Here is a 15271-nt window from a genome sequence, read left to right as displayed (position 1 = left end):
GCGCGCTTTAGCGAAATAAAAAACCGCCAGCGAATGACTGGCGGTTTTGGCATTGCAGGTGAGTCTTACTTTTTTATGCTACTGTGGTGCGAATCAGATAATCAAAGGAGCTTAACGAGGCTTTCGCGCCTTCGCCTGTCGCGATGATGATCTGCTTATAGGGTACGGTTGTGCAGTCACCTGCAGCGAAAACACCTTTCACGCTGGTTTCGCACTTCGCATCAATGATAATTTCACCCATGCGGTTACGTTCAACGGCGCCTTCCAGCCAGTTGGTGTTCGGCAGCAGACCAATCTGAACAAAAATACCTGCCAGTTCTACACTGTGAACATCGCCGCTCACGCGGTCACGATACTCGAGCCCAGTGACTTTGCTGCCATCGCCTTTTACTTCTGTCGTTTGCGCATTCAAAATGATGTCGACGTTTTTCAGACTACGCAGTTTATTCTGCAGCACCTGATCGGCCTTCATTTCAGGAGCAAACTCCAGTAGCGTCACATGTTCCACGATGCCCGCCAGATCGATAGCGGCTTCAACACCGGAGTTACCACCGCCAATCACCGCCACACGCTTGCCTTTAAACAGTGGGCCATCACAGTGCGGACAGTAAGTTACGCCTTTGGTGCGATATTGATCTTCGCCCGGAACATTCATGTTGCGCCATTTCGCACCGGTCGCGATGATAATACTGCGCGCTTTCAGCACCGCGCCGGATGCCGTTTCAATCTGATGCAGCCCACCCTCCTGCGCCGCAGGAACCAGTTTGCTGGCGCTTTGGCTGTCGATCACATCAACATCATAGTCATCAACGTGTGCTTTCAGCGCGCCAGCCAGTTTCTGGCCTTCGGTTTTCGGTACCGAGATATAGTTTTCGATATCAACGGTATCCAGAACCTGACCGCCAAAACGTTCGCCCATCAGACCGGTGCGGATACCTTTACGTGCGGAGTACACCGCCGCAGCCGCTCCCGCAGGGCCAGAACCAACAATCAGTACGTCATAAGCATCACGCTTGTTCAACTCTTCAGCCGCACGTTTCTCTGCGCCGGTGTCCACCTTCGCCACGATCTCAGTCAGCGTCATGCGACCCTGGCCGAACTCTTTACCGTTCATAAATACCGCCGGAACGCCCATCACGTTACGATCGGTGATTTCATTCTGGAACGTACCGCCGTCAATCGCCGTATGTTTAATGCGTGGGTTCAGTACCGACATCAGGTTCAGCGCCTGCACCACGTCCGGACAGTTATGGCAGGAGAGTGAATAATAGGTTTCAAATTCAAAATCACCGTCGAGATCGCGGATCTGCTCCAGCAACGCCTGCGCCTCTTTTGACGGATGACCACCTGTCCACAACAGCGCGAGCACCAGCGAGGTAAATTCATGGCCCAGCGGAGAACCCGCAAAGCGCGGCCCCTGGTGAGAGCCTGGATTGGTAATCAGGAACGATGGCTTACGCACTGCCAGAGTATTGTCTTCTGTGAAGGTGACTTTTTCTGACAGTTCAGCAATTTCAGTCAGCAGTTCCTTGATTTCTGCCGATTTAGCGCTGTCATCCAGCGTAGCAATCAGCTCAACAGGTTTGGTCAGTTTCTCAAGGTAAGCCCTGAGCTGGGTTTTCATATTTGTGTCGAGCATTCTTCTTCCCTCTCTGAAAACATCATCATGCAAGCCGACTTCGCGGGACTGCATTAATGCAACTTGCGTCATGGTGCTGGAATGAAACAGGCGCAAATTTGCGCCTGTGGAATGCCGGATGCACTATGTTTATCCGGCCTACAAATTAGCTTAGATTTTACCAACCAGGTCTAAAGATGGAGCCAGTGTCGCTTCACCTTCTTTCCATTTAGCCGGGCAAACTTCACCTGGGTGGGATGCAACATACTGTGCGGCTTTAATTTTGCGCAGCAGGTCGGACGCATCACGGCCGATACCTTCAGCGGTAACTTCGATTGCCTGGATGATACCCTGCGGGTCAACAACGAAGGTTGCGCGGTCAGCCAGACCTTCATCTTCACGCATGTTGTCGAAGTTACGGGTCAGGGCGCCAGTCGGGTCGCCGATCATTGCATATTTGATTTTTGCGATGGTGTCAGAGCTGCTGTGCCATGCTTTATGCGTAAAGTGGGTATCGGTAGAAACAGAGTAAACGTCTACGCCCAGTTTCTGCAGTTCTTCATAATGGTCTGCAACGTCGCCCAGTTCGGTCGGGCATACGAAGGTGAAGTCAGCCGGATAGAAGAAGAAGACGCTCCAGCGACCTTCGGTATCTTTCTCGGTTACTTCGATGAACTCACCGTTTTTGAACGCCTGGTTTTTGAAAGGTTTAATTTTGGTATTAATCAAAGACATCTGTACTTCCTCCGTGTTTTCGTTGAGAGATAAGTTAACGAAAATCTCTTCCAAGGGCTAATGCGTTTCCTTTATCAAATCAATAAGCGTTAACTAACAACTTCCTCAATCGAACCTAAAAGACAAAAGTAAAAAAGGCCCCCTTTGCAGGGAGCCTCATTACCCGAGCTACCCGCAGGTAACTTCAGTACCAGCAGAACTGGCTATGTGTTGCGCTCTACATTACCTTAACAAAGGTCGTAACAGCGATTGGGATTACATCACCCAACTAAAGAAAGGGCAATCGACAGACTGTCGATCTTACCTATGGCTGTGATAGGTTTTGCAATTCAGTCCCCTTTCCTTCTGATTTTATAAGGAAAATCAATGTTCAAGCGTACCTTACTCTTATCCTTGCTTCCCGCTATCGTTCATGCCGAAGAGCTACCTGCCCCTGTTAAAGCCATTGAGAAACAGGGCATTACTATTGTGAAACCTTTCGATGCCCCTGGCGGAATGAAAGGTTATCTGGGTAAATATCAGGATATGGGCGTCACTATCTACGTCACGCCCGACGGCAAACATGCCATCTCAGGCTACATGTACAATGAGAAAGGTGAAAACCTCAGTAATGCGCTGATAGAAAAAGAGATCTATGCCCCAGCAGGGCGCGAGATGTGGCAGCGAATGGAAAAAGCCTCATGGATTCTGGATGGTAAGAAAGAGGCCCCGGTGATTGTCTACGTGTTCGCCGATCCCTTCTGCCCTTATTGCAAACAGTTTTGGCAGCAGGCGCGTCCGTGGGTCGATTCCGGTAAAGTTCAGTTGCGTACGCTACTGGTGGGCGTAATCAAACCTGAAAGCCCGGCAACAGCTGCCGCAATCTTGTCGACAAAAGATCCGGCCAAAACCTGGCATGACTATGAAGCCTCCGGCGGCAAAATGAAGCTGGAAATTCCTGCCTCTCTCCCGCCCGAGCAGATGAAGATACTCAATATCAATCAAAAGTTGATGGATGATTTGGGTGCTAACGTGACGCCAGCCATCTACTACATGAGTAAAGACAATACGCTGCAACAAGAAGTCGGGTTACCCGATCAGGAGAAATTAAACATTATCATGGGAAATAAATAAAGGTAATAAAATGAGTGATTGTTATCGTTCTCATTTCAATCACTCACCACACTTCTTTTTTTCTCGTGAAAATAAAGTGTTTTGTGCTATGTTAGTTTAAATTAATCGTTCATTAAGCACTGAAACATAAAGTCTGTAAATAAATGCATTTCAAACTATTTCATAATTTAATTATTTCAAATTTTACCGTCAGAGGAAAGTATACATGGCTAATCTTTACGATCTTAAAAAATTCGATCTAAACCTGCTTGTTATTTTTGAATGTATCTATCAGCACCTGAGCATCAGCAAGGCTGCAGAAACACTTTTTATTACGCCTTCGGCCGTGAGCCAGTCATTGCAACGACTTCGTACTCAGTTTAACGATCCATTGTTCATTCGCTCGGGAAAAGGCATCACGCCTACGGTAACTGGCATCAATCTTCATCATCATCTGGAACAAAACCTCAACTCCCTGGAGCAAACAATTAACATCATGCATAACTCCAGTTTAAAGAAAAAATTTATCATTTATTGCCCGCCAATGACAACCAGTTTTCATTTACACGAAGTAGTTCATTCCCTCCGAGAAGATTCTGATATTGATATTGAAATTGAGCATCATGACATTCTAATGAGCGCGGAAACTGCTGAAAATATTTTATCTTACCGCAAAGCGGATCTGGTATTCACAATCGTACCAGTACATAACCGCTCCATTGTATGCACGCCGTTAAAAACGATTGAAGGGGTGTTAGTCCGTAACAGTAACCATCCCCGAATTAATGATTCATGTACCATAGAGCAATTATTAAAGGAAAAATTTACATTATTCCTCACTGAGGAACAGGGGATGAAAGATTATCAATCACAAACAAATCATTTTTTAGCCAATCGTAAAATTGGTTTCAGTAGCGACTCTTTGATTTCAATCGTTAACGTTATATCAAACATTGATATCATTGGTGTTATACCCAGAGTTATGTATGAATTTTACTCCCCTGTCTTTAATCTCAAAGAGATTAGCGTCGATATGAAATTACCGTCAGCAAAACTGTATATGATGTATAACCGCGCTTCGCTTTCTAACGATTCCTTTGCCTCATATATAAAAAGAATCATACCAGATAGCGAATAAACGCCTGTTAAACATTTTCCCGATGGGTATAATTAATTCACATTAACAATTCATTAAAGTTATTTATTGAAATGATGAATAAGTCGTGAAAATTACGACACATATAGATTAGCATTTCTTATGCTGACCATTTACCATAGCGGGGAATAACAGCGCCTCACTATGGATTTGATATGTCTGTTTATAAAATACCTCTAACTCAACATGTACTTGAAGCCGCACAGGAGCGCATTACATGGACGCTCAACACACTGCCGCGCATTTGTGTTTCATTATCGGGAGGAAAAGATTCCGGTCTTATGCTCCATCTTACGGCCACCCTTGCCCGCCAGTTACAGAAAAAAATTAGCGTATTATTTATTGACTGGGAAGCTCAGTTTTCCTGCACTATCGATTATGTCCAGGCGCTACGCGAGAGTTATTCCGATGTTATCGAAGAATTTTATTGGGTCGCATTACCTCTGACCACACAAAACGCGCTTTCACAATATCAACCCGAATGGCAGTGCTGGGAGCCGAATATACAGTGGGTGCGTCAGCCACCAGCCGATGCCATAACCGACCCCAATTTCTTTTCTTTCTATCAGCCCGGTATGACCTTTGAGCTTTTTGTTCGCGAGTTCGCAGATTGGTTTTCACAAAAGCGTCCCGCAGCGATGATGGTCGGCATTCGCGCGGACGAGTCCTATAACCGCTTTGTGGCCATCGCCAACTCGCGTAAGCAACGTTTTGCCGATGACAAGCCGTGGACGACGGCAGCGCCAGGTGGACACACCTGGTATATTTATCCGTTATATGACTGGAAAACAGCCGATATCTGGACATGGTTTGCAAAGACAAAAATGCCATGCAATCCCTTGTATAACCTGATGTATCAGGCCGGAGTCCCAACACGATATATGCGTATTTGCGAGCCCTTTGGACCAGAACAACGCCAGGGGCTATGGCTGTACCATGTCATTGAGCCACAGCGATGGGCGGCTATGTGCGCCCGCGTCAGCGGCGTTAAAAGCGGCGGGATTTACGCCGGTCATGACAACCATTTTTACGGTCATCGGAAAATACTCAAACCAGAGCATTTAAGTTGGCAGCAATACGCCATGCTGCTATTACACAGCATGCCAGAACAGACCGCAGAACATTACCGCAACAAAATCGCTGTCTATATACAGTGGTATAAGAAAAAAGGCATGGACAATATCCCGGAAAGTCAGGAAGGCGATATTGGTTCCAGGGATATCCCCTCATGGAGAAGGATCTGCAAAGTACTCCTGAATAATGATTACTGGTGTCGGGCACTTTCGTTCAGCCCCACAAAAACGAAAAACTACCTGCGATATACTGAACGCATGAAAACCAAACGTCAGGAATGGGGGTTGTTATGCAACAACGATTAACACAGGAACTCCTCGGCTTTCTTTCTGGTTTGCCAGAAAAAGATAGAATTGAAGCCATTAATGAATTCAGAATGGCAATCCACAGCGTCAGTCCATTTCGTGAAGAACCAGTAGATTGCGTGTTATGGATTAAAAGCGATCACATTTCGCCCAATGATTACAATCCTAATAACGTTGCGCCGCCGGAGAAAAAGCTGCTGTTGAAATCCATCGAAGCGGATGGCTTCACCCAGCCGATTGTCGTGGTTCACTCAACGGAAGAAGAGTATGAAATCATCGATGGCTTTCACCGCCATGAATTAGGAAAAAACAAAGCATCGCTAAAACCACGATTAAAAGGCTATCTGCCCGTCGCCTGCCTGGAACGCGATCGCCATGAACGTATGGCGGCGACAATCCGCCATAACCGCGCCCGCGGACGCCACCAAATCCACGCCATGTCGGAAATCGTGCGTGAATTATCGCAACTGGGCTGGAGTGAAGAAAAAATCGCTAAAGAACTCGGCATGGATAACGATGAAGTGTTGCGACTGAAACAAATCAACGGCCTGCAGGAGTTATTTGCCGACCGTCGGTTTTCCAAAGCCTGGACAGTAAAATAATTACAGCGAAACCAGACGCTCTGCGGCTGCTAACAGCGTCGATTCTTGCTTGGCAAAACATAGGCGGATCAGCTTATGCGGGAAAGGATCGGCGCAGAACACCGACAGCGGTATTGCCGCAACCCCCACTTCTTTAGTTAACCACTGACAAAACTCAACGTCAGTAAGCGTTGAGACCGCACTGTAATCGACCAGCAGAAAATAGGTCCCCTCACACGGCAGAATTTCCAGTCGGCTGTCGCGTAACGCATTCACCAGCACATCACGCTTTCTCTGATAAAACGCGGGCAGCTCGCGGTAGTGTATTGGATCCTCCCGCAGCATATCCGCCAGCGCCAGCTGAGCCGGTGTGTTGACTGAGAACGTCAGGTACTGATGGACTTTGCGTAGCTCGGCGCTAATGGCGTCGGGTGCAACGCAATAGCCGACTTTCCAGCCGGTCATATGATACGTTTTACCGAAAGATGAAACGGCAACAGCGCGTTCCCGTAGCTGCGGATGAGCCAGCACGCTCGCATGTCCATGAGCGGCAAAGCAGATATGCTCATACACTTCGTCGCTAATAACAAAAATCTCGCGCTCTTTAATCGCCTGCCATAACGCATCAAAATCAGCGCGCTGCCAGACGGTAGCAGATGGGTTATGCGGTGTATTGAGGATCACTAACCGGGTGCGCTCGCTGAGTAACGTGGCAAATTCCTGCCAGTTCACACGAAATGACGGCGGTTGCAACGCAATACGTTTCACCACACCGCCGGATAACGCCACCGCAGGCGCATAGCTGTCGTAGCTCGGATCAAAACAGATCACTTCATCACCAGGCCGCACCAGCGCCGTAATGGCTGCATACAATGCTTCTGTGGCCCCTGCCGTGACGGTGACTTCACTTGTCGCATCGGGCTTATAACCGTACAACTCCGCGGTTTTATCGGCAATGGCTTCGCGCAGCGGCTGCACGCCTGTCATCGGCGCATACTGGTTAGCGCCATGCGCGACATGATATGCCAGACGTTCCTGCAAGAAATGTGGACCGTCAAAATCAGGAAATCCCTGCGAGAGGTTAATGGCCTGATGCTGCTGTGCCAGCGCGCTCATTTGCGTAAATATTGTGGTCCCCAGATTTGGGAGTTTACTTTGCACAATCAGTGAGTTATTGCTCATTATTGTTATCCCGACGTGTGATGTTGTTGTTGAAGCCACTATAGCACGATGTTAGTATTTGGCAATCAAGACGTTCAGACGTCTATATAAAAATAACCTGCCAGATCAGGACAGCACAAGGACAACACAACATGAGTAATACCGAGATTCGCGTCGTCACCGGCCCGGCTAACTACTTTTCCCACACCGGTAGCCTCTCCAGACTGCACGACTTTTTCACCCCGGATCAACTCTCACACGCCGTCTGGGTCTACGGTGAGCGAGCTATCGCCGCGGCGCGTCCTTATCTGCCAGAAGCTTTTCATCTTGCCGAAGCTAAGCGTCTGCTGTTTACGGGACATTGCAGCGAAACCGATGTTGCTCAACTGGCAAAAGAATCGGGAGATGATCGCAGCATCGTGATTGGCGTGGGTGGCGGTACACTGCTCGATACGGCTAAAGCGCTGGCTCGCCGCCTTGATTTACCTTTCGTGGCGATCCCGACTATTGCCGCCACCTGCGCGGCCTGGACGCCGCTTTCCGTCTGGTACAACGATGCCGGTCAGGCGCTGCATTTCGAAATATTCGACGATGCCAATTTTTTGGTGCTGGTTGAGCCACGAATCATACTTAACGCGCCTGAAGAGTATTTACTGGCCGGTATTGGCGATACGCTGGCGAAATGGTATGAGGCAGTGGTGCTGGCTCCGCAGCCAGAAACGCTACCTCTGACCGTACGTCTGGGCATCAACGGCGCGCTGGCCATCCGCGACGTCCTGCTGGAAAGCAGCGAGCAGGCACTGGCAGATAAGCAGCGTGGTGAACTAACCCAGGCGTTTAGCGACGTGGTGGATGCGATTATAGCCGGCGGCGGTATGGTCGGCGGCCTGGGCGAGCGCTACACCCGTGTGGCGGCGGCACATTCGGTCCATAACGGTCTGACCGTCCTCCCGCAAACGGAGAAATTTCTCCATGGCACCAAAGTGGCATACGGCATACTGGTGCAGTGCGCGCTGCTTGGACAAGATGATGTGCTGGCGCAACTTGTCACCGCTTATCAGCGGTTCAATCTCCCCACCAGGCTGGCCCAGTTAGACGTGGATATAGCAAATCGCGCTGAGATCGATAAGGTGATTGCGCATACCCTGCGCCCGGTCGAATCTATTCATGCGCTGCCGGTAACGTTAACGCCAGATACCCTGCGCGCAGCGTTTGAGAAGGTAGAATCGTTTACGGTGTGACTATGGTGCAGGTTGCCTGATGACGGCTTCGCCTTATCAGGCCAACGGCCAAAGCATTATTGTAGGCCGGATAAGCGTCAGCGCATCCGGCAAAAAATTAACAGCACTTCGCGCCGCCTTTGCCCCCATAGCGCGCATCCTGCCGCTCGCGGAAAAACTCTTCGTAGGTCATTGGCGTCTGATCCGGATGCGTGACGCGCATATGCTCAACATAGTTGTCATAATCCGGCACACCGATCATCAAGCGGGCGGTTTGCCCTAAATACTTCCCGGCTTTGGAGAGCGTTTCAAACATAGTGATTCCCTGTCGTACAAACGCCCTCCCCGTACCGGAGAGGGCTTGTTGGTTAAGAGAATATTAGTGCGCGCCTTTCGCCTGCGCCACGATCTCTTCGACATTCTCAGGCATTGGTTCGTACGGCGTTTCTTTCGAAGTCGGTTTGTCCTCTTTCAGCGCTGCCAGCGCAGTTTTAATCGAGAACAGCCCCAGCACCACGACGACCACCATGAAGAAAATAGTGAGGCCCGCGTCCAGACGGTTATTAAACACCAGTTGCGTCAGCTGCGACTGGGTGTACTGCGCCGGAATATTACCGCTGTCGATCATCGCCTGGAACTTGTTGGCGATAGCCAGGAAGCCAATTTTCGCATCCGGGCTAAACGCTTTCTGCCAGCCCGCAGTCAGAGTACAAATCAGCAGCCAGGCCGTTGGCACCAGCGCCACCCATGCGTAGCGCTGACGTTTCATCTTGAACAGCACCACCGCACAGAGCATCAATGCCATACCGGCCAGCATCTGGTTGGCGATACCAAACAGCGGCCACAGGGTGTTGATACCGCCCAGTGGATCCACCACGCCCTGGTGTAAGAAGTAACCCCAGGCCAGTACGCACAGCGCTGTAGCCAGCAGGTTCGCAGGCAGTGAGTCGGTACGTTTCAGGCTCGGTGATACCACGCCTAACAGATCCTGCAGCATAAAGCGTGCGGCGCGTGTACCGGCGTCAACCGCCGTCAGAATAAACAGGGCTTCAAACAGAATGGCGAAGTGATACCAGAACGCCACATCCATCATGCCGCCCAGCGCACCATGCAGAATATACGCCATCCCAACGGCCAGCGTCGGCGCACCGCCTGCGCGGGAAATGATGGATTGTTCGCCGACTTCATTGGCGATTTGATGCAAGGTGTCCGGAGTAATAGCAAAGCCCCAACTGCTGACCACCTGCGCTGCAGAAGCCACGACATCCGCCGTACCCGCCGGAGCCAACACCGCCATCGGGCTGTTCATCGCAAAGTACACGCCCGGATCGATGATGCACGCGGAAACCAGCGCCATAATGGCGACAAAGGATTCCATTAACATTCCGCCATAGCCGATAAAACAGGCCTGCCCTTCGTTCGCCAGCATCTTCGGCGTGGTACCGGAAGAGATCAGCGCGTGGAAGCCAGATACCGCACCACAGGCAATGGTAATAAACAGGAACGGGAACAGGTTACCGGTCCAGACCGGGCCAGTACCGTCAACAAACTTGGTCAGCGCAGGCATGGTCAGCGTCGGACGCATGATCAAAATCCCTACCGCCAGGCCAACAATGGTGCCGATTTTCAGGAAAGTAGAGAGATAATCACGTGGGGCCAGCAACAGCCATACCGGCAGCACGGCAGCGACAAAGCCGTAGCCCACCAGCATCCACGTCAGTTGTACGCCGGTAAAGTCAAAATACGGTGCCCAGGTCGGACTTTCGGCCACCCAACCGCCGGAAATAATGGCAAACACCAGGAATACCAGACCGATGACCGACACTTCGCCAATGCGGCCCGGACGCAGATAACGCAGGTAGATCCCCATAAAGATCGCCAGCGGAATGGTAAACGCGACGGTATAGGTTCCCCACGGGCTGTGGGTCAGCGCTTTCACGACGATCATCGCCAGTACCGCGAGGATAATCACCATGATCATAAAACAGGCTACCAGCGCAATAACGCCCGCCGTTGGGCCCATCTCTTCTTTCACCAGTTCGCCAAGGGAACGACCATCGCGACGGGTAGAAACAAACAGCACCATGAAGTCCTGCACAGCCCCCGCGAGTACCACCCCGGCAAGCAGCCAGATCATACCCGGCAGATAACCCATTTGTGCCGCCAGTACCGGCCCGACTAACGGACCCGCCCCGGCAATCGCCGCAAAATGGTGACCGAACAGCACTTTTTTATCGGTAGGAACATAATCCAGACCGTCGTTATGGCGCACAGCTGGCGTCATACGCGTCGGGTCCAGCGCCAGCACATTTTTCGCAATGTACAGGCCATAGAAACGGTAAGCGATAAGGTAGACACAGACCGACGCCACGACTATCCACAACGCGTTGATCTGTTCACCACGGTTTAATGCGATATAGCCGAGGGCAAATGCTCCCATCACGGAGAGCACTGTCCAGACGAGGTACTTCCCTGATTTATTCATATTGATTATCCGTTGTCCAGGTCAGAGAGATGTTACATTTTGTTTCTATAACATCTTTTCTGAATTTAACAACATGACAACCATACAAACCCGAAGTATCACTGAGTTTTTACATTGCAGTGTTAACTAGATCACTTCATTTACCTGTTAACCCTGCAATTTCATTTTACTTTGTCGGGCGACTTCACCCCATCACCGCAGTACCTAATCGGCAGGTACAACAGCGTCGTCCTTGCTCATCAAAGATGACGATTTCCCAGCTTTGATTCTGCCGTCCAAGATGCAGCGGCTGACAAACGCCGCGCACTTTGCCCTGCGAAACCGCCCGATGGTGCGTGGCGTTCAGTTCTGTACCGACTACACACTGCCCGTCGCGGGTCATCAGATAACCCGCCATTGAACCCAACGTTTCGGCCAGTGCCGCCGACGCGCCGCCGTGCAGCAAACCAAACGGCTGATGCGTGCGGATATCAACCGGCATTTCGGCCTCCAGCACATCATCGCCCAGTCGGGTATAAAGGATGCCTAAGTGCGCGACCATGGTGTTGTGGCTGGTGGCATTTAATTCATCCAGCGTGAGATGGCGTTTCCAGATCATCATCATGCTCCCAGCGTTGAGCCGCCATCCACCACGATATCCTGTAGCGTAATGTGGCTGGCAAGGTCGGAGGCGAGGAATAAAATGGTGTTGGCGATCTCCTGTGGACGGGCGATTTTCCCCAACGGGATGCCAAGCTTAAACTGCTCGCCAAACCCGCGAATACGCTGCTGTTCCGCGTCATCACTGACCCATAACGTGCGCTGCATGTCAGTATCGGTCGAGCCAGGCGAAACCACATTACAGCGCACACCGCTGCCCGCCAGTTCCAGCCCGACGGTGAGCGCCAGGCTTTTTAGCGCAGCTTTTGACGCTCCATAAGCGCTCATGCCGATACGCGGCGTGTGCGCCGCATCCGACGCGACGGTCACGATCGCCCCGCCCTGCTGGCGACGAAACTGCGCCATCGTCTGCTGAAACAGATTGAACGCGCCGCCAACGTTAACGGCAAATGTCTGCTGCCACTCTTCAACGCTCAGCGCGTCAGTGGCCCCCATGCGCAGAATACCGGCGGCATTGACCAACACATCCAGCCGCTCGCACGCTTTAAGGACACGCTGGCACACCTCAGCCACCTGCCCGGCATCGGCCACATCCAGCACTTCGATCGCAAACGGGTAGTTATCCTGAGGAAATTCGCGATCGAAGCCAGTCACCTGCGCGCCGGCTTTCACAAATGCCAGTGCCGTAGTGTAGCCAATGCCTTTACCCGCGCCGGTCACCCAGACGGTTTTCCCGGCAAAATCAAATCCGGCCATCAGTTCACCTCGCGGGAGAGTAGCTTCCACCAGGCGTCTATGGTCGGGTTTTTCGCCAGCATCACGAAATCAATATCGCCATGAACTTTACGCCAGCGTGCCGCCAGCGCCATCATGCGCACGGAATCCAGCCCGTAGTCGATCAGGTTTTCGTCATCCATTGGCTCCTCGGACTCATCCAACAGCGGCAGAATCACGCTGCGCAGCGCCTCTTTACTCACCGGAACCGGCGTCGGCAAAAGTTCCTGGGTCATCACCACCCGACCGGAACGTCCCGCCACGTATTTCAGCGACATCAGGTGTTCATCACGGCTGAAGTCCGCCAGCGCATCGGCGACCATAAACGGCTTGATATCGCGCATGAACGCGTCAGTCGCAGTGGTCATGCAGCCAATATGGGCATACACACCGGTAATAATCAGTTGATTTCGGCCAGTGTCTTTAAGCATCTGCTCCAGCGGAGAGCGATGAAATGCGCTGTAACGCCATTTCACCAGGATGGTATCCGCCTCATCGGGAGCCAGCGCATCAACGATCTTTTGCTGTTCCGGCGAACGCGTCAGGCCTGGTCCCCACATATCATTCAGCAGGGCGCGGTCTTCATCGCTCTGTTCTTTGGGTTGCGCGGTGTAATACACCGGAATGTTGTGCTCTTTGCAGAACTGACGCAGTGCGGCAATGTTAGCCACCACTTGCGCCATCATCGGGCAGTTATCCCCCCAAAAGCCGATAAAATAGTCCTGCATGTCGTGGATCAGTAGCGCGGCGCGTTCAGGTTCAAACGTCCAGTCGACTTTATTGGCTGGAACATCAAGCGCCGTAGGCAGTGCATAAGCCTGCAGTTTAGGAATTGCCATCTCTTTTTCTCCTTCAGGCCAGTGAACGTGACGCCAGCCACTGACGTAATTGTTTTTTATCCACTTTACCGACCGGGGTTAGCGGGAGTGACTCAACGCACTCCACACGGTCAGGTAATTTGAATTCCGCCACGCCCTGGTCACGCAGGAAACGGCGCGCCTGCACCGCGCGCAGCGGCTCTTTCACCACCAGCCATGCGCAGCTTTTCTCGCCCATCAGTTCGTCATCCATACTGACCAGGGCTGCATGGATCACCGATGGGTGGCGTAACAGCAGGTTTTCAATTTCTTCTGCTGCGATCTTCTCGCCACCCCGGTTGATCTGATCCTTCTCACGCCCTTGTACGGTGATATAGCCATCCTGATCGATAGTGATCAGATCGCCGGAGCAGTAAAAACCGTTGGCGTCAAAGGCGCTGGCATTGTGCTCCGGGCTGTTGAAGTAACCCCGGAAGGTGTACGGACCTCGCGTCATCAGGCGGCCCGTTTCGCCCTGCGCCAGGGGATTACCATCAGCATCGGCGACCCAGACTTCATCATCCGGACACATCGGACGGCCCTGGGTATTGATGATGCGCTCAGGGCTGTCGTCCAGACGGGTGTAGTTCACCAGCCCTTCCGCCATGCCAAAAACCTGCTGCAACTGGCAGCCAATCTCCGCCGGAATACGCGCCGCAAGCGAGGCGGAAAGCCGTGCCCCACCGACCTGCAGCAGCGTCAGCGAAGCCAATTGCGCATTGCTCCCCCACTCCGCAATCGCCTGCAGCCACAGGCTCACCGCCGGCGGCACCAGCGCCGTGACGTTAACCTGATGCTGTTCAATCAGCGGGAAGCACAGGGTTGCGCTCGGGTCAGCCGCCAGAACCACGGTGCCGCCAGCCAGGAACACGCCAAGCGAACCAGGCGAACTCATGGCGTAGTTATGCGCCGCCGGGATCGCGCACAGATAGCGCGTTTCCCCGGTGAAGCGGCAGATCTCATTACTGCGACGCACGCTGTAGTAGTAATCGTTATGGGTACGAGGAATAAGCTTCGGCGTCCCGGTGGTACCGCCAGAAAGCTGGAAGTACGCCACTTCATCAGCAGGCGATGGCGTCGCGGTAAAATCAGCCGCAGGCTGGTCTATCGCCATTTGCAGGTTATGTTCGCCTTCATCATTGCGCAGTTGTACCACGCGCACTGAATTGTGTTCAGCCACAAAGGTATTGAGAAAATCTTCCCCGCTAAACAGCGCATGCTGGCGATCGGCGATCAGTAACGCGGGTGCGATCTGTTTAGCATAAGCATTGAGTTCGTTACGTTGATGGCTAAACAGCGCCAGCACCGGAGCGACGCCCAGCTTGAGCAGCGCAAAGAACGTGATATACAGCTCCGCCACATTGCCCAACTGCACCAGCGCGGTTTCGCCAGGTTTGATTCCCTGACGACGCAGGCTGCAGGCGAGATTGTCAGTCGCCTGATTCAACTGGCGATAGCTCAGATGGCGTTCACCATCAATGACCGCCGTATGGTCGCTCTCGGCGTGACGGGTCAGAATGTCGGTCAGCGGCAAATCCTGCCAGTAGCCTTTTTCACGGTAACGGCGGGCAAACTCCTCCGGCCAACGGGTGAAAGGAATACTCATCATGACT

The 15271-nt window shown here is 51.9% G+C and carries 14 protein-coding genes; 5 read left to right on the top strand and 9 right to left on the bottom strand.

Features of this window, described 5'->3' with window-relative positions; translation table 11 throughout:
* Positions 1-73: 73 nt before the first annotated feature.
* Together ahpF and ahpC are read right to left on the bottom strand one after the other, a co-directional pair.
* Positions 74-1639, bottom strand: a complete 1566-nt coding sequence (gene ahpF, locus OGV69_RS11855) for an alkyl hydroperoxide reductase subunit F (RefSeq protein WP_038638660.1) — start codon at positions 1637-1639, stop codon at positions 74-76.
* Between the two features lie 150 nt (positions 1640-1789).
* A complete protein-coding gene (gene ahpC / locus OGV69_RS11850) occupies positions 1790-2353 on the bottom strand; it encodes an alkyl hydroperoxide reductase subunit C (RefSeq protein ID WP_004859485.1) in 564 nt (187 codons plus the stop codon).
* Positions 2354-2719: 366 nt separating this feature from the next.
* On the opposite strand from ahpC, the gene dsbG reads away from it, so the two are divergent.
* The 4 genes from dsbG (at position 2720) to OGV69_RS11830 (ending at position 6582) form a co-directional block, all read left to right on the top strand.
* A complete protein-coding gene (gene dsbG / locus OGV69_RS11845; protein WP_069323139.1) occupies positions 2720-3466 on the top strand; it encodes a thiol:disulfide interchange protein DsbG in 747 nt (248 codons plus the stop codon).
* A 205-nt stretch (positions 3467-3671) separates the two neighbouring features.
* Complete coding sequence (citR, locus tag OGV69_RS11840; RefSeq protein WP_069323138.1) at positions 3672-4583, top strand: DNA-binding transcriptional repressor CitR; 912 nt, start codon at positions 3672-3674, stop codon at positions 4581-4583.
* A gap of 173 nt (positions 4584-4756) precedes the next feature.
* Positions 4757-5980, top strand: coding sequence for a phosphoadenosine phosphosulfate reductase (locus OGV69_RS11835; RefSeq protein ID WP_286469241.1), 1224 nt, complete (start codon positions 4757-4759; stop codon positions 5978-5980).
* The gene (locus OGV69_RS11830) at positions 5965-6582 is read left to right on the top strand and encodes an IbrB-like domain-containing protein (protein ID WP_038638649.1); all 618 of its coding nucleotides are present in this window, start codon (positions 5965-5967) and stop codon (positions 6580-6582) included. Before OGV69_RS11835 ends, OGV69_RS11830 begins: the two co-directional genes overlap by 16 nt.
* Here the strand turns inward: OGV69_RS11830 and OGV69_RS11825 are convergent, their stop codons facing one another.
* Complete coding sequence (locus OGV69_RS11825) at positions 6583-7743, bottom strand: pyridoxal phosphate-dependent aminotransferase (RefSeq protein WP_069323137.1); 1161 nt, start codon at positions 7741-7743, stop codon at positions 6583-6585.
* Positions 7744-7874: 131 nt separating this feature from the next.
* Here OGV69_RS11825 and OGV69_RS11820 point away from each other — a divergent pair, with 131 nt between their 5' ends.
* On the top strand, positions 7875-8963 hold the full coding sequence (locus OGV69_RS11820; RefSeq protein WP_069323136.1) for an oxidoreductase: 1089 nt from the start codon (positions 7875-7877) through the stop codon (positions 8961-8963).
* Between the two features lie 97 nt (positions 8964-9060).
* Here OGV69_RS11820 and OGV69_RS11815 read toward each other — a convergent pair whose 3' ends face one another.
* The 6 genes from OGV69_RS11815 to entE form a co-directional block, all read right to left on the bottom strand.
* Positions 9061-9258, bottom strand: coding sequence for a YbdD/YjiX family protein (locus OGV69_RS11815; protein WP_006685574.1), 198 nt, complete (start codon positions 9256-9258; stop codon positions 9061-9063).
* 63 nt (positions 9259-9321) lie between these two features.
* Positions 9322-11427, bottom strand: a complete 2106-nt coding sequence (gene cstA / locus OGV69_RS11810; protein WP_006685575.1) for a pyruvate/proton symporter CstA — start codon at positions 11425-11427, stop codon at positions 9322-9324.
* A gap of 184 nt (positions 11428-11611) precedes the next feature.
* Positions 11612-12025: a proofreading thioesterase EntH gene (gene entH, locus OGV69_RS11805; protein ID WP_069323357.1), complete on the bottom strand. Its 414-nt coding sequence runs from the start codon at positions 12023-12025 to the stop codon at positions 11612-11614.
* Positions 12026-12027: 2 nt separating this feature from the next.
* Complete coding sequence (gene entA, locus OGV69_RS11800) at positions 12028-12783, bottom strand: 2,3-dihydro-2,3-dihydroxybenzoate dehydrogenase EntA (RefSeq protein ID WP_069323135.1); 756 nt, start codon at positions 12781-12783, stop codon at positions 12028-12030.
* Positions 12783-13640 carry an isochorismatase gene (locus OGV69_RS11795; RefSeq protein WP_069323134.1) on the bottom strand — a complete coding sequence of 286 codons (858 nt, stop codon included), beginning with the start codon at positions 13638-13640 and terminating at the stop codon, positions 12783-12785. The genes entA and OGV69_RS11795 overlap by 1 nt, the downstream gene beginning before the upstream one ends.
* Before the next feature lie 13 nt (positions 13641-13653).
* Positions 13654-15264, bottom strand: a complete 1611-nt coding sequence (gene entE, locus OGV69_RS11790; RefSeq protein WP_069323133.1) for a (2,3-dihydroxybenzoyl)adenylate synthase EntE — start codon at positions 15262-15264, stop codon at positions 13654-13656.
* Positions 15265-15271 lie beyond the last annotated feature (7 nt).

The sequence above is a fragment of the Citrobacter sp. Cc139 genome, assembly GCF_030334645.1.
GTDB lineage: Bacteria > Pseudomonadota > Gammaproteobacteria > Enterobacterales > Enterobacteriaceae > Citrobacter > Citrobacter werkmanii.
This window is presented reverse-complemented; position numbering and strand designations above follow the sequence as displayed.

Bases quoted from the DNA above. Each gene is read 5' to 3' on its own strand.
- OGV69_RS11825 (WP_069323137.1), bottom strand. From the start codon at position 7,743: ATGAGCAATAACTCACTGATTGTGCAAAGTAAACTCCCAAATCTGGGG.
- dsbG (WP_069323139.1), top strand. From the start codon at position 2,720: ATGTTCAAGCGTACCTTACTCTTATCCTTGCTTCCCGCTATCGTTCAT.
- OGV69_RS11835 (WP_286469241.1), top strand. From the start codon at position 4,757: ATGTCTGTTTATAAAATACCTCTAACTCAACATGTACTTGAAGCCGCA.
- cstA (WP_006685575.1), bottom strand. From the start codon at position 11,427: ATGAATAAATCAGGGAAGTACCTCGTCTGGACAGTGCTCTCCGTGATG.
- OGV69_RS11830 (WP_038638649.1), top strand. From the start codon at position 5,965: ATGCAACAACGATTAACACAGGAACTCCTCGGCTTTCTTTCTGGTTTG.
- OGV69_RS11815 (WP_006685574.1), bottom strand. From the start codon at position 9,258: ATGTTTGAAACGCTCTCCAAAGCCGGGAAGTATTTAGGGCAAACCGCC.
- entA (WP_069323135.1), bottom strand. From the start codon at position 12,783: ATGGCCGGATTTGATTTTGCCGGGAAAACCGTCTGGGTGACCGGCGCG.
- citR (WP_069323138.1), top strand. From the start codon at position 3,672: ATGGCTAATCTTTACGATCTTAAAAAATTCGATCTAAACCTGCTTGTT.
- entH (WP_069323357.1), bottom strand. From the start codon at position 12,025: ATGATCTGGAAACGCCATCTCACGCTGGATGAATTAAATGCCACCAGC.
- entE (WP_069323133.1), bottom strand. From the start codon at position 15,264: ATGAGTATTCCTTTCACCCGTTGGCCGGAGGAGTTTGCCCGCCGTTAC.
- OGV69_RS11795 (WP_069323134.1), bottom strand. From the start codon at position 13,640: ATGGCAATTCCTAAACTGCAGGCTTATGCACTGCCTACGGCGCTTGAT.
- ahpC (WP_004859485.1), bottom strand. From the start codon at position 2,353: ATGTCTTTGATTAATACCAAAATTAAACCTTTCAAAAACCAGGCGTTC.
- OGV69_RS11820 (WP_069323136.1), top strand. From the start codon at position 7,875: ATGAGTAATACCGAGATTCGCGTCGTCACCGGCCCGGCTAACTACTTT.
- ahpF (WP_038638660.1), bottom strand. From the start codon at position 1,639: ATGCTCGACACAAATATGAAAACCCAGCTCAGGGCTTACCTTGAGAAA.